This is a genomic window from Streptomyces sp. NPDC107517 (assembly GCF_055582645.1).
This window is the reverse complement of record NZ_JBVJPM010000003.1, coordinates 239,308-255,436: the sequence shown is the minus strand read 5'-3', so window position 1 is coordinate 255,436 and position 16,129 is coordinate 239,308. Positions and strand designations below refer to the sequence as shown.

At 72.3% G+C, this 16,129-nt stretch carries 11 protein-coding genes; 7 read left to right on the top strand and 4 right to left on the bottom strand.

The features are described 5' to 3' along the window. Nucleotides 1-36 precede the first annotated feature (36 nt). Nucleotides 37-978: an ABC transporter ATP-binding protein gene (locus ACZ67T_RS08950; RefSeq protein ID WP_469982618.1), complete on the top strand. Its 942-nt coding sequence runs from the start codon at nt 37-39 to the stop codon at nt 976-978. Then, on the top strand, nt 975-2,618 hold the full coding sequence (locus ACZ67T_RS08945) for an ABC transporter permease (RefSeq protein ID WP_469982616.1): 1,644 nt from the start codon (nt 975-977) through the stop codon (nt 2,616-2,618). Before ACZ67T_RS08950 ends, ACZ67T_RS08945 begins: the two co-directional genes overlap by 4 nt. A 10-nt stretch (nt 2,619-2,628) precedes the next feature. Here the strand turns inward: ACZ67T_RS08945 and ACZ67T_RS08940 are convergent, their stop codons facing one another. Continuing rightward, nucleotides 2,629-3,450, bottom strand: coding sequence for a diacylglycerol kinase family protein (locus ACZ67T_RS08940; protein WP_469982614.1), 822 nt, complete (start codon nt 3,448-3,450; stop codon nt 2,629-2,631). A gap of 161 nt (nt 3,451-3,611) precedes the next feature. On the opposite strand from ACZ67T_RS08940, the gene ACZ67T_RS08935 reads away from it, so the two are divergent. Further along, nucleotides 3,612-4,895: an adenylosuccinate synthase gene (locus tag ACZ67T_RS08935; RefSeq protein ID WP_356276546.1), complete on the top strand. Its 1,284-nt coding sequence runs from the start codon at nt 3,612-3,614 to the stop codon at nt 4,893-4,895. 68 nt (nt 4,896-4,963) lie between these two features. On the opposite strand, the gene ACZ67T_RS08930 is transcribed toward ACZ67T_RS08935, so the two are convergent. The 3 genes from ACZ67T_RS08930 to ACZ67T_RS08920 all read right to left on the bottom strand — a co-directional run bounded on the left by ACZ67T_RS08930 (nt 4,964) and on the right by ACZ67T_RS08920 (nt 10,237). Further along, nucleotides 4,964-6,472, bottom strand: a complete 1,509-nt coding sequence (locus ACZ67T_RS08930) for an FG-GAP and VCBS repeat-containing protein (RefSeq protein WP_469982611.1) — start codon at nt 6,470-6,472, stop codon at nt 4,964-4,966. 148 nt (nt 6,473-6,620) lie between these two features. Continuing rightward, nucleotides 6,621-8,174 carry a substrate-binding domain-containing protein gene (locus ACZ67T_RS08925; protein WP_469982609.1) on the bottom strand — a complete coding sequence of 518 codons (1,554 nt, stop codon included), beginning with the start codon at nt 8,172-8,174 and terminating at the stop codon, nt 6,621-6,623. A gap of 170 nt (nt 8,175-8,344) precedes the next feature. Continuing rightward, nucleotides 8,345-10,237, bottom strand: coding sequence for a serine/threonine-protein kinase (locus ACZ67T_RS08920; RefSeq protein ID WP_469982607.1), 1,893 nt, complete (start codon nt 10,235-10,237; stop codon nt 8,345-8,347). 316 nt (nt 10,238-10,553) lie between these two features. On the opposite strand from ACZ67T_RS08920, the gene ACZ67T_RS08915 reads away from it, so the two are divergent. The 4 genes from ACZ67T_RS08915 to ACZ67T_RS08900 all read left to right on the top strand — a co-directional run bounded on the left by ACZ67T_RS08915 (nt 10,554) and on the right by ACZ67T_RS08900 (nt 16,087). Then, nucleotides 10,554-11,396: a VTC domain-containing protein gene (locus tag ACZ67T_RS08915; RefSeq protein WP_469982605.1), complete on the top strand. Its 843-nt coding sequence runs from the start codon at nt 10,554-10,556 to the stop codon at nt 11,394-11,396. Between the two features lie 62 nt (nt 11,397-11,458). Further along, nucleotides 11,459-12,814, top strand: coding sequence for an aminotransferase class III-fold pyridoxal phosphate-dependent enzyme (locus tag ACZ67T_RS08910; RefSeq protein ID WP_469982603.1), 1,356 nt, complete (start codon nt 11,459-11,461; stop codon nt 12,812-12,814). A gap of 100 nt (nt 12,815-12,914) precedes the next feature. Continuing rightward, nucleotides 12,915-13,601, top strand: a complete 687-nt coding sequence (locus ACZ67T_RS08905) for a GntR family transcriptional regulator (protein WP_469982601.1) — start codon at nt 12,915-12,917, stop codon at nt 13,599-13,601. Beyond that, nucleotides 13,598-16,087 (top strand): dolichyl-phosphate beta-glucosyltransferase, encoded by a 2,490-nt coding sequence (locus tag ACZ67T_RS08900; RefSeq protein WP_469982599.1) that lies wholly within the window; start codon nt 13,598-13,600, stop codon nt 16,085-16,087. The genes ACZ67T_RS08905 and ACZ67T_RS08900 overlap by 4 nt, the downstream gene beginning before the upstream one ends. Nucleotides 16,088-16,129 lie beyond the last annotated feature (42 nt).

Sequence of the window (16,129 nt, the reverse complement as noted above, 5' to 3'; positions counted from 1 at the left end):
TTCACAAGTTTGTGAAAGTAGCGTACGTTCTGAAACATGACGAAGGCAATGACCGTCTCCGGACTGCACAAGTCGTTCGGCAAGACGCACGCTCTGGACGGCCTCGACCTGGACGTCGAGGCCGGCGAGGTGCACGGCTTCCTCGGCCCCAACGGCGCCGGGAAGTCCACCACCATCCGCGTCCTGCTCGGCCTGCTGCGCGCCGACTCCGGTGCGGTGCAGCTGCTCGGCGGCGACCCCTGGGCCGATGCCGTCGCCCTGCACCGCAAGGTCGCGTACGTGCCGGGCGACGTCACGCTCTGGCGCAACCTCAGCGGCGGCGAGGTGATCGACCTCTACGGGCGGCTGCACGGAGGCCTCGACAAGGCGCGCCGGGCGGACCTGATCGAGCGGTTCGAACTCGACCCGACCAAGAAGGGCCGCACCTACTCCAAGGGAAACCGGCAGAAGGTCGCCCTGGTCGCCGCGTTCGCGTCCGACGTCGACGTCCTCATCCTCGACGAGCCGACCTCCGGCCTCGACCCGCTGATGGAGGAGGTCTTCCAGGAGTACGTCAAGGAGTCCGCCCGCGAGCGGGGCCAGACCGTGCTGCTGTCGTCGCACATCCTCAGCGAGGTCGAGTCGCTCTGCGACCGGATCAGCATCATCCGCAAGGGCCGTACGGTCGAGACCGGCTCGCTCAGCGAGCTGCGGCACCTGACCCGCACCAGCGTCACCGCCGAACTGGCCTCCGCGCCCAACGGACTCGCCCAGCTCCCCGGCGTGCACGACCTGGACGTCCAGGGCCTGCGCGTCAAGCTCCAGGTCGACAGCGACAAGCTCGACGCGGTGCTCCGCTCGCTCACCGGCTCCGGCGTACGGTCGCTCGCCAGCACCCCGCCCACGCTGGAGGAGCTGTTCCTGCGGCACTACCAAGGCGATGGCGCGGACGGGGCCGGCGCCGCCGGTGCCTCCGCCGAAGGGGCGATGTCGCGATGACCGCCGCCGTGGCCGACACGCGGTTCGCCCCCCGCGCCGCCGGAGCGCGCCAACTCGCGGGCACGGGGACCCTGTTGAGGCTCGCGCTGCGCCGCGACCGCGTCATGATCCCCGTCTGGGTCGCCGTCATCCTCATGATGGTCCTGTCGATGCCGGGCTCGCTGAAGAGCGTGTACAGCACCGCCGCCGAGCGCGCCGACATCGCGCAGTCGATGGCCACGAACAGCTCGATGCGCGCCCTGTACGGGCCGGTCTTCGCCGACTCGATCGGCGGACTCACCGCGTGGCGCATCGGGGTCTACGGCGGGCTGTTCGCGGCCGTCATGAGCCTGCTCGTCGTCGTACGGCACACCCGTGACGAGGAGGAGAGCGGGCGGCAGGAGCTGGTGTCGTCGGCGATGGTGGGGCGGCGCGCCCCGCTGACCGCCGCCCTGCTCGCGGCGCTTGTCGCCAACGCGGCCACCGCCCTGCTCATCGCGGGCGGCCTCGCCTCCCAAGGGAACGGCGGCGCACTGGCGCTGGGGTGCGCGGTCGCCGGGACCGGCATGGTGTTCGCCACGATGGCGGCGATCGTCGCGCAGCTCACGGAGAGCGCGCGCCTCGCCAAGGGCCTCACGTCGGCGGTGCTCGGCCTGGCGTTCGTCCTGCGCGCGGCCGGGGACGCGGGGACCTCGGGGTCCCCCCGGGCCTTCGGCTCCGGGGGAGGCTCTTCGGTCCTGACCTGGCTGTCGCCGCTCGGATGGCTGGAGAACACGCGGGCGTTCGCGGACGAGCGCTGGTGGGTGCTGCTCCTGTTCGTGGCGGGCGTCGCCGCCCAGGGTGTGGTCGCGTACGGCCTCGCGGGGCGGCGCGACATCGGGATGAGCTTCCTGCCGAGCCGCCCCGGACCCGCCGAGGGCCGGCTCGGCACGGCGGGCGCGCTCGCCTGGCGGCTCCAGCGCGGCACCGTGTTCGGGTGGAGCGCCGGGTTCCTCGTCGCCGGCATCGCGTTCGGCGGGATGACGCAGGGCGCGGCCGATCTTGTCGGCGACAACGAGAAGACGCGCGACATCATCGAGCGGATGGGCGGCCAGTCCGGCGTCACGGACGCGTTCCTCGCCACGATGGTCGGCATGCTCGGCATGGTCGCCGCGCTCTACATCGTGTCGTCGGTCCTCCGCCTCAGCGGCGAGGAGACGTCGCAGCGCGCCGAGCCGGTCCTCGCGGCGGCGGTCGGCCGGCTGCGGTGGGCGGCGGGCCATCTGGTCATCGCGTTCGGCGGGGCCGCGCTGATCATGGTGATCGGCGGCCTCGGCCTCGGGATCGGCTACGGGAAGAGCTTCGGCCCCGTCCTGGGAGCCTGCCTCACGCAGCTCGCCGCGATCTGGGTCATCGGGGGCCTCGCGGTGCTGCTGTTCGGGGTGTTCCCGCGGGCGGCGGTGGCGGCCTGGGCCGTCGCGGGCATCGCGCTCCTGATCGGCTGGATCGGCCCGGCGTTCGAGCTCCCGCAGTCGGTCATGAACCTCTCCCCGTTCGGCCATCTGCCGAAGCTGCCGGGCGGCGAGATGGCCTGGACCCCGGTCCTGACGCTGACGGCGATCGCGGTGGTCCTCGTCGCGGCGGGCCTGACGGGCCTGCGCCGCCGGGACCTGTCGAGCTGACCGACCGGCGTCACCCGGGCAGGGTCAGCCCCCACGCACCCGCCCGCACCGTCCACGTGCGGGTGCGTACGGGGCCGGCCACCACCTGGTCCGCGCGGTAGCGGAAGTCCGGGCCCGACACCGTCACCGTGTGCGCGAGGACCCGCAAGGGCCCCGCCTCCGCCCCCACCGAGGACGGCCTGACCTCGACCCTGGCCCGGCCCGCCGCGTCGGGGGCCACGCTCACGCCCTCGACCGGACGGTCCAGATCGACCAGCGTCACTCCGTCCGCCTCGACCCGCAGCCGCTGCGGACCCGGGGCGGGCGCCGTCGCGCGCGGCGGGCGCGCCGCCAGTGTGCGGACGAGGGACTGGCAGGTACGCAGCCAGGGGTGCGCGGGATGGGAGTCCAGCGCCTCCGGGTGCGCCACCGGCGGGATCCGCAGATTCCCGAGAACCACCCCGTCGGAGTCGTCGACGAGCAGATCGAGCCGCCGCTCGACGCCCTCCAGGGCCGCCCGCGCCGCCGCCACCGCCCCGGTCGGCACGCCCAGGGAGCGCGCCAGCGAGACACCCGTCCCGACCGGGACGAGCGAGAGAACGGCACCCGTCAGCTCGCGCTCGCGGTGCAGCAGCGCCACCGCGCGCAGCAGCGCCCGGTCGTCCCCGATCACCACAGGCCGCCGGGAACCCCTTCTGACCAGCGCCTTCGCGAATTCCTCCGGCCCGTCCGGCAGACACACCTTCACCGTCGCACCGGCGCCGAGCACGTCCTTCGCGATGCGTACCGACTCGCCGTCCGCACGCCGGGCGACCGGATCGACGACCACCAGTAGCTGGTCAAAAGCCGCCACCTCGGTCCTGCCTCGCTTCCTCGGGTAGCATCTTGGTGCAAGAGCCCCTTGCGCTATTGCGCCAGGGGCTTCGTCTATTCCGGGGCACACCAAGGCACACCCATACAGGCGGCTACGGCCCCTGACCTTGGTCTTGCCCCGCCCGGAAGGGGTGTACGCCTGTGCCCGCACTTGTGCTGCTCGGTGCTCAGTGGGGTGACGAAGGCAAGGGAAAGGCCACCGACCTGCTCGGTGGATCCGTGGACTATGTGGTGCGCTACCAGGGCGGCAACAACGCCGGTCACACGGTCGTCGTAGGCGACCAGAAGTATGCGCTCCACCTCCTCCCTTCCGGAATCCTCTCGCCGGAGTGCACGCCGGTCATCGGAAACGGTGTCGTCGTCGACCCGTCGGTCCTGCTCTCCGAGCTGAGTGGACTGAACGAGCGCGGCGTCGACACGTCGAAGCTGCTGCTCAGCGGCAACGCGCACATCATCACGCCGTACAACGTGACCGTCGACAAGGTGACGGAGCGCTTCCTCGGCAAGCGCAAGATCGGCACCACCGGCCGCGGCATCGGCCCGACGTACGCGGACAAGATCAACCGCGTCGGCATCCGCGTCCAGGACCTCTACGACGAGTCGATCCTCACCCAGAAGGTCGAAGCGGCGCTCGAGGGCAAGAACCAGCTCCTCACCAAGGTCTTCAACCGGCGCGCCATCGAGGCGGAGCAGGTCGTCGAGGAGCTGCTCGGCTACGCGGAGCAGATCAAGGGCTACGTCGCCGACACCACCCTGATCCTGAACAAGGCGCTCGACGACGACAAGGTCGTCCTCTTCGAGGGCGGCCAGGGCACGCTGCTCGACATCGACCACGGCACGTATCCCTTCGTGACGTCGTCGAACCCGACCGCGGGCGGCGCCTGCACGGGTGCGGGCGTCGGCCCGACGAAGATCAGCCGCGTCATCGGCATCCTCAAGGCGTACACGACCCGTGTCGGCGCGGGCCCGTTCCCGACCGAGCTGTTCGACGAGGACGGCGAGGCGCTGCGCCGCATCGGCGGCGAGCGCGGTGTCACCACCGGCCGTGACCGCCGCTGCGGCTGGTTCGACGCGGTCATCGCCCGCTACGCGACCCGTGTGAACGGCCTGACGGACTTCTTCCTCACCAAGCTGGACGTGCTCACGGGCTGGGAGCAGATCCCGGTCTGCGTCGCCTACGAGATCGACGGCAAGCGCGTCGAGGAGCTCCCGTACTCGCAGTCCGACTTCCACCACGCGAAGCCGGTCTACGAGTACCTGCCGGGCTGGTCCGAGGACATCACCAAGGCCAAGACCTTCGCCGACCTGCCGAAGAACGCGCAGGCGTACGTGAAGGCCCTGGAGGAGATGTCGGGCGCCCCGATCTCCGCGATCGGCGTCGGCCCCGGCCGCACCGAGACCATCGAGGTCAACTCGTTCCTGTAGGCCTCGCGCCCCGGAACAGCAGGCGCCCCGGTCCGCTTCGGCGGGCCGGGGCGCCTTCGCATGTGCGGTCAGCCTCCGAAGACCGAGCCGAACTGTGGTGTGCCGGACGTGGACACGCCCACGGCCGAGGGCGAGAGCGACAGGGCGCCCGTCGTGGTGATCCTGCCGCCGCTGGACTTGAGGACGGTGACCGCGCCGTTGCCGTCGTTCTCGCCGCCGGCTCCGACGGCCAGGTCCGACCTGCCGTCGGCGTTGAAGTCCGACAGCAGGACGTCGGTGCCGAACGCGTCCTTGTACTCGCTGGTGCCCGGGACGCCCGCCGTGTCCTGGGTGAAGGTCTGGGCACCGGTTCCCGTGACTCCCGAGGCCGAGCCGTACAGGACGGTCACGGCGCCGCTGTCGCCCGTTCCCGAGGCCGCGCCGTCCTCGGCGAGGGTGCCGACGGCGATGTCGGAGAAGCCGTCGCCGTTGATGTCGCCGACGCTCACCTCCCAGCCGAACAGGTCCGACGCCTCACCGGTGCCCGGGACGCCCTCGGTGTCCTGGGAGATCACGGTGGTGCCGCCGTCCGGTCCCGTGGCGGAGCCGTACGTGACGTGGATGTCGCCCCCGAGGGACGTGCCCGGCTGCTCCTCGGAGTTGGAGGAGTCGGAGGTCAGGCCGGTGACCACGTCACCGAAGCCGTCTCCGTTGATGTCGCCGATGTCGCTGATCACGCCACCGGGCAGCGCGGTGGCGGTGGCGGAGGGGCCGGACGCGGTACCCGGCAGGTAGTAGTTGGCGAGGTAGTCGCCGTCGCTGGTGGCGTTGTTGCCGCTGACGACGAGGTCGTCCTTGCCGTCGGCGTTCACGTCGCCGGCCGTGAGCTTGCGCAGGTGGTACGGGCTGGTCGCCCGCACCGGGGTGGCGACGGCGGTGACCGAGCCGACCGTGCCCGACTTGGAGATGCCGCTCTTGAAGACGCGGACGGACTTGCTGCTGTCCGCCGTCACGAGGTCGGTCTTCCCGTCGCCGTCGAAGTCGCCCGCCGCGACGTCGAAGCCGAACCGGTCATGGCTGGAGGGCGCCGGGTCCGCGATGGTCGTGCCGCCCTTCAGCCCGCCGGACGAGCCCCACAGGATGGTGACGGTCCCGCCGTCGGTGTCACCGGGCATGTCCTCGTAGGGGGTGCCCACGGCGAGGTCGGTGAAGCCGTCACGGTTGAAGTCGCCCGGTGACGTGACGTATCCGAAGAGGTCGCCGGACTCGGGAGTGCCCGGCACGCCCGTGGAACTCTGGGTGAGGGTGGCGCGCTTCGCGGCGCTGATCCCGTTCGCCGAGCCGTAGAACACCGTGATCTGTCCGGCCTGCGCGTGGCCGTCGACGGAGGCTTCGGGAGAGGAGACGGCGACGTCCGGGTAGCCGTCGAGGTTGAAGTCGGCCTCGTGCGGCTGGGTCGCGGAGGCGCCGGGCGTCGCCGAAGCCGCGCCGGACGAGAGGGAGAGCAGGCCTCCGGTGAGGGCGGCCGCGGCGGCCGTCGCGGCCGCGAGACGGGTACGGCCGGGTCTGACTACGGGGGTGCGCTTGTGCTTCGGCATGGCGGATTCTCCTGCGGCGGGCTCGGCATGGCGGTTTTGGTGCTCAGGAGACCCGTGCCGGAGGCCGAAGGTTGTAGGCGCCATCGGGCTTTTTTCTGAGGGAGTTCCGGGGAGCGGGGGCGCCTGCGTCTGCGCACGGACCGGTGGCTCAGCCGCGGCAGGCCGCGGAGCCGTCGGGGGAGGTGCAGGACAGGTGCCCGGCGCGGGCGATGACGCGGTTGGCGGCGCCCTGGGTGAGGAAGTCGAGGAAGCTGTCGGCCAGGGAGCCGTCCTCGGGGTTGCCGATCGTGTACGCGTACTCCACGGCGTGGAAGGGATAGCCCTTCGTGATGTTCTCGCCGGAGGGGCCGAGGCCGTTCAGCTTCAGGGTGTGGGAGCCCTTGCGCGGGGTGCCCTCGGGCGGGGCCGCGTACCCGATCGTGCCGTCGATCCGGGCGACCCGGTCGAGCAGGTCGGGCGTGTTGTGCTCCTCGCAGCGCAGCACCTTCGAGGTGGGCAGCAGGTCCTTGGTGCGGCAGTCGCGCGACGACGTCGAGAAGGAGTCGGGGCGGCCGAGGACGCGGGCCTCGAAGGCGCCGCGCGTGCCGGAGCTGCCGGTCCTGCGGACGGTGCGCACGGGCAGGTCGGGTCCGCCCACGTCCTTCCAGTTGGTGATGTCGCCGAGATAGAGCCGGCGGACCTGGGAGACCGTCAGGTTGGTGAGCGGCTTGCCGTCGACGATCACGGCGTCGTTGACGACCATGGCGAACGCCATCGCGGCGACCTTCTCGTCGTGCAGCTTGCCCTCGGGGTCGCTCTCGGAGGTCGGGCCGTCGGAGAAGGCCATGACACTGGAGTGGTCGCCCGCCGTGTCCGAGGGGTCGGACTCCAGGAGCTGGCGGACACCGGTGCCGCTCGAGCTGGTCGCCACGGTGATCTTCGCGTCGTCGCAGTCGCGCGTGTACGCGTCGCGCAGCGCCTCCATCGCGGGCCGGAACGCGGAGGACCCGGTGAGGGTGAGTGAACCCGAGGCGCAGCCGCGGGGCTGGGGGACCGGGTCCGGCAGCGTGGCGAGGACCAGCAGGATCGCCATGCCGGTGCCGAGGATTCCGACGGTCCAGCGGCCGAGCGCGCTGAACAGGGGCGGCTTGTCGTCGGGGTGGGCGCCCTGGTTGGGGTGGACGGTGCCGTCGTTGAGGCGGCCCTCGATGTCCACCTGGGTGCCCGCGCCGCCGCCGCGGAGCATCACGAGGAGCTTGTAGTAGTCGCCGCTGTTGAGGGCGACGGGCGGCAGGAGGAGGCTGTTCTCGCCGGGCGTGTAGACGGGCCGGGAGTCGAGCCGTATCTGCCGGGCGGTGTTCGAGGTGAGGGCGGGCTGCACCGGATACGCGTCGGTGATGCGGCGCCCGGCGAACGTCACGGTCAGGCCCTTGGGGTCCGAGATGTAGTCGCCGTCGGTGATCGTGGCCGCGCCGTCGTTCTCGATCCGCAGGAGGACCAGGGTGGTGTCCTCGGTGATGTTGCGCCGCGGGATCAGGCCGTCCGGGCCCGGCAGGTCCTCGGAGATGGCGCGGCTGAGCGGGATGTCCATCTGGATGCGATGGCCGATCCGCTTGCTGTGCTGCTTGCGCCGCTCGACGTACCACAGGGCCAGTGACGCGGCGATGGACAGCACCGTCGTGGCGATGGCGACGAGGTTCTGCGCGTCCTTGAGCCAGCCCATGGTGTACTCCCCCCGGAACCTGATGGTGGAGTCACCGTAGGGGCTCGTGCGGCGGCACGGCGGACGTCGTCCGAGGTGTCGACCGCTGTTCGCCGCGCGTTCACCCCGGACCTCGCCGGAGCGCACAACTCGCCTGTCCGCAGGCTGAATTCAGAGCCGAGGCGCGCCCGTCACCCCTTGCTGTACGTCAGCTCGTCGCCGTTGTCCATCGTGCGGCGCAACTCGCCCGACGGGAGCACCTCGACCGAACTCGGCTTGCCCGGACTGCACGAACCGGAGGGGCCCGAGACGACGTCCGTGGCGCCGATGCGCAGCGTTCCGCCGGACGCCGACACCAGCGCGCCCTGGAACACGCAGTGGTACGTGCCGCCGCCCTTGAGCGGGCCGTCCGCCGTCATCGACAGGACCGTGTCCCCGGGGCTGCCCTGCTGGATGCTCAGACGGCGGGTGTTGTGGCCCGTGCCGTTGTCGATCGAGGCGGTCCAGGTGCCGAGGAACTCGGTGGGCACGTCCCCGCCGGCGGGCGGTTCGGAGGACTCGGGCGGCTGCGAGGTCTCGGGGCCCTGTGAACTGGGGCCGCCCGTCGAGGGGCCCGGGCTCGTGGGCGCGCCGGACGTCGGCTGCTTGGGGTCGTCGCTCTGGGAGACCGTCTTGCCGTCGTCCTTCATCAGCGCGTACACCGATCCGCCCGCGCCGAGCGCCACGACGAGCGCCACCACGATCAGCGCCGCCGTGGAGCGCCCGCTGCGGCGCGGCTCCGGCTGCGGGGCGCCGATGGGGACGACCGCCGGGCCGTACGGGGGTGTGGAGCCGGGGCCGTAGGGCGGCGTCCCGCCCCAGCCGCCCTGCTGCGGGTAGCCGTAGACGGGTGCCTGGGGGTGGGGGTGCGGATACCCGTATGCGGCGGAGGCGGGCGGCGGTGCCGTCGGGAGCGCGGGGGCGGGCGGGCCGGAGGGGGAGACCATCGTCGGCAGGCGGTTGACGGGCGTGGCGCCGGGTGTGCCGGGCGGGGGAGGGGTCGCCTCGTCGCCGTCGCCGTCGCCGTCGCCGTCGCCGTCGCCACCGTCTCCGGTTCCGGACGGTGCGGGCTTGCCCTTGTCGAGGCCGGGCGGCTGCCCGGAGGGCGCCCCGGCCGGACCGTCAGGGTCCTCGTTGTCCAGCAACTGCACGGCGTGCCGCCCCAGTTGGGCCACCAGCGCCCCCGGTAGCCACGGGTCACGCGTGCGTCCGCCGTCGCCGAGCGTGTCCTCGGCGCCGGTCCGCTCCAGGAGCTGGTCCAGGGTCGGGCGGGCCGCGGGGTCCTTGCGCAGACAGTCCCCCACGAGCTCCTGGAGGCCCTCCGGGAGCTCGGTGAGGTCGGGTTCCTCCTGGGCGATACGGAACATCAGGGCGTGCACCCCGCTGTTGGCCGTGCCGAACGGCAGCGCGCCCGTCGCCGCGTAGGCGAGGACCGAGCCGAGGCAGAACACGTCGCAGGCCGGGGTGATCCGGTCGCCGCGCACCTGCTCGGGGGCCATGAAGCCGGGCGAGCCCACCAGGGCGCCCGTTCTCGTGAGGCCGCCGTCCGTCACGGTCTCCAGGGCGCGGGCGATGCCGAAGTCGATGACGCGGGGCCCGTCGATCGTCACCAGGACGTTCGACGGCTTCAGGTCGCGGTGGATGAGGCCCGCCGTGTGGATGTCCTTGAGCGCGTGCGTGAGGCCCGCTGCGAGGATCCGTACGGAGCGCTCGGGCAGTGCGCCGTGGTCGTGCGAGACGACCGTCTGGAGCGAGGGCCCCGCCACGTACCCCGTGGCCACCCAGGGGATGTCCGCCTCGGTGTCCGCGTCGAGGACCGGCGCGGTCCACGCCCCGCCGACCTGCCGCGCGGCCTGCACCTCGAGCCGGAACCGGTTCCTGAACTCCTCCTGCTCGGCGAGCTCCTGGCGCACCAGCTTGACCGCGACCGTGCGTCCGCGGTCCGAGCGCGCCAGATAGACCTGGCCCATCCCGCCCGCCCCGAGCCGCGCCAGCAGCCGGTACGCACCGATGCGCTGCGGATCTCCCGCCCCCAGCTTCTCCATGTCGCGCCACCCTCCCCCATGTGTGACCAACATCCCGAGAATAGTGGGCGGTTGTGACACTGGGGACGGGGTCGCGTCTACGGTTCGGTAACAGGGTGGGCCGCCGGGCCGGTGCCGTCACCACGTCCAGGGCCGCCCACAGTCGTTCGCGCACCCGTACCGTCGCGGCGAGTCCGTCCTCGGAAATTTGTTTCCGTCAAGCGGAACAATCTTGCGGTCCGGTACGTACTCTTCACGACGACTCACGACGACTCACGACGACCACGTCACGACGTACCCCTTCACGACTACGACCTCCCCCGACCGAGGAGACCGTGTGCTGAACAGGACGCCTGTCGCCGTCCGCGCCCTCGCGCGCGCCGCGCTCGCCGCCCGCCCCGTCGGGCTCCACGAGACCGACGCCGAGGCCCCGCTGCTGCGCCATCACGGCCACAGTTATCTCGTCCCCGTCGAGCTCTTCCAGGACTTCGCCGCCCTGCTCACCGACCCCCGCAGGCCGGGCGGCCCCTACCGCGCCCTGTCGGTGGGCGGCCGCCGCTGGTTCGGATACCGCTCGACGCACTACGACACCCCCGCCCTGCGCACGTTCCACGACCACGCGCAGGAGCGCGCGCCCCGCTTCGGCATCAGGGAGCGGCTCTACCAGGACAGCGGGAAGCGGCAGTTGGAGCTCAAGGTGCGCGGCGCGGGCGGCGCGACGGTCAAGCACCGGACCCGTCTGGCAGAGGGCGACGACCCCCTCGACGACACCGGGCGCGCCTTCGTCGCCGGGGTCCTGCGCGGTACGTACGGCATCGGGGCGCCGCAGGAGCTGGCCGCCCGCGTCGTCACCGAGTACCGGCGTGCGACGTTCGTCGCCGACGGGCAGCGGCTCACCTGTGACGCGGGGCTCGTGGTGCGCGACGCGGGTGAGGGGCGCGCGGTGCGGGCGGACGGCGGGTCCGTGCTCGTGGAGACCAAGGCGGGTGCGCCGGGGCGGCCGACGGACGCGGACCGGCTCCTTGCGCGGTTCGGGGTGGCGCCCGTGGCGTTCGGCAAGTACTGCGGCGGGCTCGCCGTGCTGCGGCCCGAACTGGCGGCCGGACCGTGGCAGGAAGCGGTGCGGACGCTGTTCCCCGGAGCGGTGCCTCCGGGCGAGGGCGACAGTGTGTCGCGTTAGCGGCCGTCCCACAGACAGGACGCCGATGGTCTTCCACCATGCGGACATTTACCCTCGGGGCCATGACCCCTCAGCCGAATCCCCAGGTCGGCGCTGCCGTCAAGGCCGCGGACCGTGCGCACGTGTTCCACTCCTGGTCCGCACAGGAGCTCATCGACCCGCTGGCCGTCGCCGGTGCCGAAGGCTCGTACTTCTGGGACTACGACGGCAACCGCTACCTCGACTTCACCTCCGGCCTCGTCTTCACGAACATCGGGTACCAGCACCCGAAGGTCGTCGCCGCGATCCAGGAGCAGGCCGCCTCCCTCACGACCTTCGCGCCCGCGTTCGCCGTCGAGGCCCGCTCGGAGGCCGCACGCCTCATAGCCGAGCGGACCCCCGGCGACCTGGACAAGATCTTCTTCACCAACGGCGGCGCCGAGGCGGTGGAGAACGCCACCCGCATGGCCCGGCTGCACACGGGCCGTCACAAGGTGCTCTCCGCCTACCGCTCGTACCACGGCGCCACCTCCACCGCGATCAACCTGACCGGCGACCCGCGCCGCTGGCCGAGCGACCAGGGCGCGGCGGGCGTCGTCCACTTCTGGGCGCCGTTCCTCTACCGCTCCCCGTTCTACTCGGAGACCGAGCAGCAGGAGTGCGAGCGCGCGCTCCAGCACCTCGAGGACACCATCGTCTTCGAGGGCGCGGCCACCATCGCCGCGATCATCCTGGAGACCGTCCCCGGCACCGCCGGCATCATGACGCCGCCGCCGGGCTACCTCCAGGGCGTGCGCGAGCTGTGCGACCGGCACGGCATCGTCTTCATCCTCGACGAGGTCATGGCGGGCTTCGGGCGCACCGGCAAGTGGTTCGCCGCCGAGCACTACGACGTCGTGCCCGACCTGATGACCTTCGCCAAGGGCGTGAACTCGGGCTACGTCCCGCTCGGCGGCGTCGCCATCTCCGGCGCCATCGCCGACACGTTCGGCAAGCGCCCCTACCCGGGCGGCCTCACCTACTCCGGGCACCCGCTGGCCTGCGCCGCCGCCGTCGCCACCATCAACGTCATGGAGGAGGAGCGCGTCGTCGAGAACGCCGCCCACCTCGGCGAGACGCTGATCGGCCCGGCGCTGCGCGAGCTCGCGGAGCGTCACCCGTCGGTGGGCGAGGTCCGCGGCCTCGGCATGTTCTGGGCGCTGGAGCTGGTGAAGGACAGGGAGAGCCGCGAGCCGCTGACCCCGTACAACGCGGCGGGTGCGGCGAACGCGCCGATGGCCGCCTTCGGCGCCGCCGCCAAGAAGAACGGCCTGTGGCCCTTCATCAACATGAACCGCACCCACGTGGTCCCGCCGTGCAATGTCACGGAGGCCGAGGCCAAGGAGGGCCTCGCCGCTCTCGACGAGGCGCTGACCGTGGCGGACGGCTACACCTCGTAGGGAAAGCGGTACTCCGTGTCACTCCCCGTAGTGCGTAGGCTGACCAGCTGACCAGGACAGCCTCACCAGCTGACGACGCACTACGGGGGAGGGACACCACGTGCCCGGAACCGACGGCGGAGCTGCCGTCCAGCGCAGCACGCTGCGCCAGCAGATCGCCGACGCGCTGCGCGACGAGATCCTCGCGGGGCGGCTCGAACCCGGCCAGGAGTTCACGGTCAAGGAGATCGCCGAGCAGTACGGCGTCTCCGCGACTCCGGTCCGCGAGGCCCTGGTCGACCTGTCCGGGCAGGGCCTCCTGGACTCCGCCCAGCACCGCGGCTTCGCGGTCCACGAGTACTCCCTCGCCGACTACCGAGGCATGATCGAGGCCCGCAGCCTCGTCACCGACGGCATCTTCCGCGGCCTCGTCGCGAACGCCGACGCGCACCACGTGACCCCCGCCGCCCTCGCCGGGGTCCGCCGCCGCGGCGAGGAGGCCGCCCGCGCGGCCACGGCCGGCGACCTGAATGTGCTGATCGGCTACGACCTGCGGTTCTGGCGCGAGCTCAGCGCCCTGTTCGGGAACCCGTACCTCTCCGACTTCTTCCACCGGCTGCGTGTCCAGTCGTGGATGTACGCCGTCCCGCACCTGCGCCGGGTGGACGACCTCAGGGGCCGCCTCTGGGCCGGGCACTGCGGCCTCGTCGACGCGCTCGCTAACCGGGACGCGCGCGCCGCGCAGGACATCGTCACCGCGTACAACGCGGACTCCCTGGCCCTCGTCGAGCGGCTGGCCGCGCGGTGAGCACGGAGCGGACGGACCGTCCTGTCGCGGCGCGCACGGGCGTCGTGGACCTCACCGTCGTCGTCCCCGCGTACAACGAGGAGCACCGGCTCGGCCCCACCCTGGACGCGGTCACCGCCTACCTGGAGGACGGGGACGGCGGGAACCGGTGGGGTGACTGGGAGATCGTCGTCGTCGACGACGGTTCCACCGACCGCACCGGCGAGATCGCGGAGCGCGCGGCGGCCGCCGCCCCGGAGGGCCCCGGCCGCACCCCCCGCATCCGGCTCGTCCGGAGCCCCCGCAACCGCGGCAAGGGCCACGCCCTGCGCCAGGGCGTCCTCGCCTCCCGGGGCCGCCGCGTCCTGGTCACCGACGCCGACCTCGCCGCGCCCATCGAGGAGCTGGAAGCCCTCGACAAGGTGCTCGGCGAGGGGCACGCGGCGGCGATCGGCTCCCGGGCGAGGCCCGGCGCGACGATCGCCCGCCACCAGCACCGGCTGCGCGAACTTCTCGGCCGCACCGGCAACTTCCTGATACGCGCGACGAGTGTCCCCGGCATCAGGGACACCCAGTGCGGCTTCAAGCTCTTCGACGGCGACCGGGCCCGCGCCGCGTTCGGCGCCGCACGCCTGGACGGCTGGGGCATCGACGTAGAGATCCTGATGTACTTCCGCCGCTCCGGCTGGCCGGTCGCCGAGGTGCCCGTGCGGTGGTCGCACCAGGCGGGCTCGAAGGTCCGCCCCTTCGACTACATACGGGTCCTCGCCGAGCTGGTGACGCTCAGGGCGTGGGCGGTGCCGAAGGCCCACCTCCTGATGGCGGCGCTCTTCCTCGTCCTGTCCGTCGCCCTGTACTCGGGCCGGTGGGCGGCGCCCGCCCACCGCTACCTCCCCGACTCCCTCCAGGACCAGAACCAGTGGGAGTGGTTCTTCGCGGTGACGGCGGACAGCGTCCGCCACCTCCACAACCCCTTGTTCACGACGCTCCAGGGCTTCCCGGACGGCGTGAACCTGATGGCCAACACCGCGATGCTGGGCCTGTCCGTCCCGCTCGCGCCCGTGACCTGGCTCTTCGGCCCCGCCGTCGCTCTGAACGTGGCGATGACGGGCGGCCTCGCCGCCACCGCGTTCGCCTGGTACCGGCTGATCCTCAGACGGCTCGTGCGGACCCCGTGGGCCGCCGCGACCGGCGCGCTCCTCGCCGCGTTCGCGCCCCCGATGGTCAGCCACGCGCACGCGCACCCGAACTTCGTCGTCCTGTTCATGATCCCGCTGATCATCGAGCGGGCGCTGCGGCTGTGCGAGGGCAAGCGCGTGGTGCGCGACGGCGTCGTCCTCGGTCTCTTCGCGACGTACCAGATCTTCCTCGGCGAGGAGCCGCTGCTGCTCGCCGTCATGGGCATGGCGCTGTTCGCGCTCGCCTACGCCGTCGTGCGCAGGGACGTGGCGAAAGCGGCCTGGCGCCCGCTCCTGCGCGGGCTCGGGATCGCCGCGGCGGTCGCCCTGCCACTCGTCGCCTTCCCCCTGTACTGGCAGTTCCTCGGCCCACAGAGCTACAAGAGCGTGCTGCACGGCGACAACGCGGGCAACAGCCCTCTCGCCCTCCTCTCCTTCGCCGAGCGCTCCCTCGCCGGCTCCCGCGAGCGCGCCGCCACGCTCGCCCTCAACCCGACCGAGCAGAATGCCTTCTACGGCTGGCCGCTCGTCGCGCTGGCCTTCGCGATCGTCGTACGGCTGTGGCGCAGCGCCGCCGTGAAGGCGCTCGCGTTCACCGCGGTCGCGGCGGCGCTGCTCTCGCTCGGCCCGAAGTTCCGCATCCCGCTGACCGACGTCGTGCTGCCGGGCCCCTGGGCGCTGCTCGCCCACCGGCCCCTGTTCGAGTCGGTCATCGAGTCGCGGGTCGCGATGGTGTGCGCGCCCGCGCTCGGGATGCTGCTCGCCCTGGCGCTCGACCGGCTCGGCGCGGCGCGGGTGCCGTACCGGCTCCTCGGGATCGCGGCGGTCGCCGCGGCGCTCGTGCCGATCGTCCCGGCGCCGCTCAGGGCCGTCGAGCGGGCCGACGTCCCGGCGTTCGTCGCCGACGGCACCTGGAAGCGGTACGTCGGCCCCGGCGAGAGCCTCGTGCCGGTGCCGCTGCCCGACCCGGGCAACGCGGAGGCCCTGCACTGGCAGACCGAGGCGGGCCTCGGCTTCCGCCTGCCCGGCGGCTACTTCAACGGCCCCTACGGACCCGACCACGTCGGCATCTACGGCGCCTCGCCCCGCTGGACCTCCAACCTGCTGCGCGACATCCGCTACTCGGGCCGCGCCCCCGAGATCACCGACGCGTGGCGCGCCCAGGCCCGCCGCGACTTCGCGTACTGGCACGCCGGCGTCCTCGTGCTCGCGCCGCAGCAGAACGACGGGGTGCTGCGGGCGACGGTCGACCAGCTGGTCGGCAGGGCCGGAACGTGGACCGGAGGCGTATGGATCTGGGATCTGAGCAATGTGCAGAGGGGGAGCTGAACCGGCTCCCCGCGCATTACGCTGCCTTTCCGCTGTTCATTA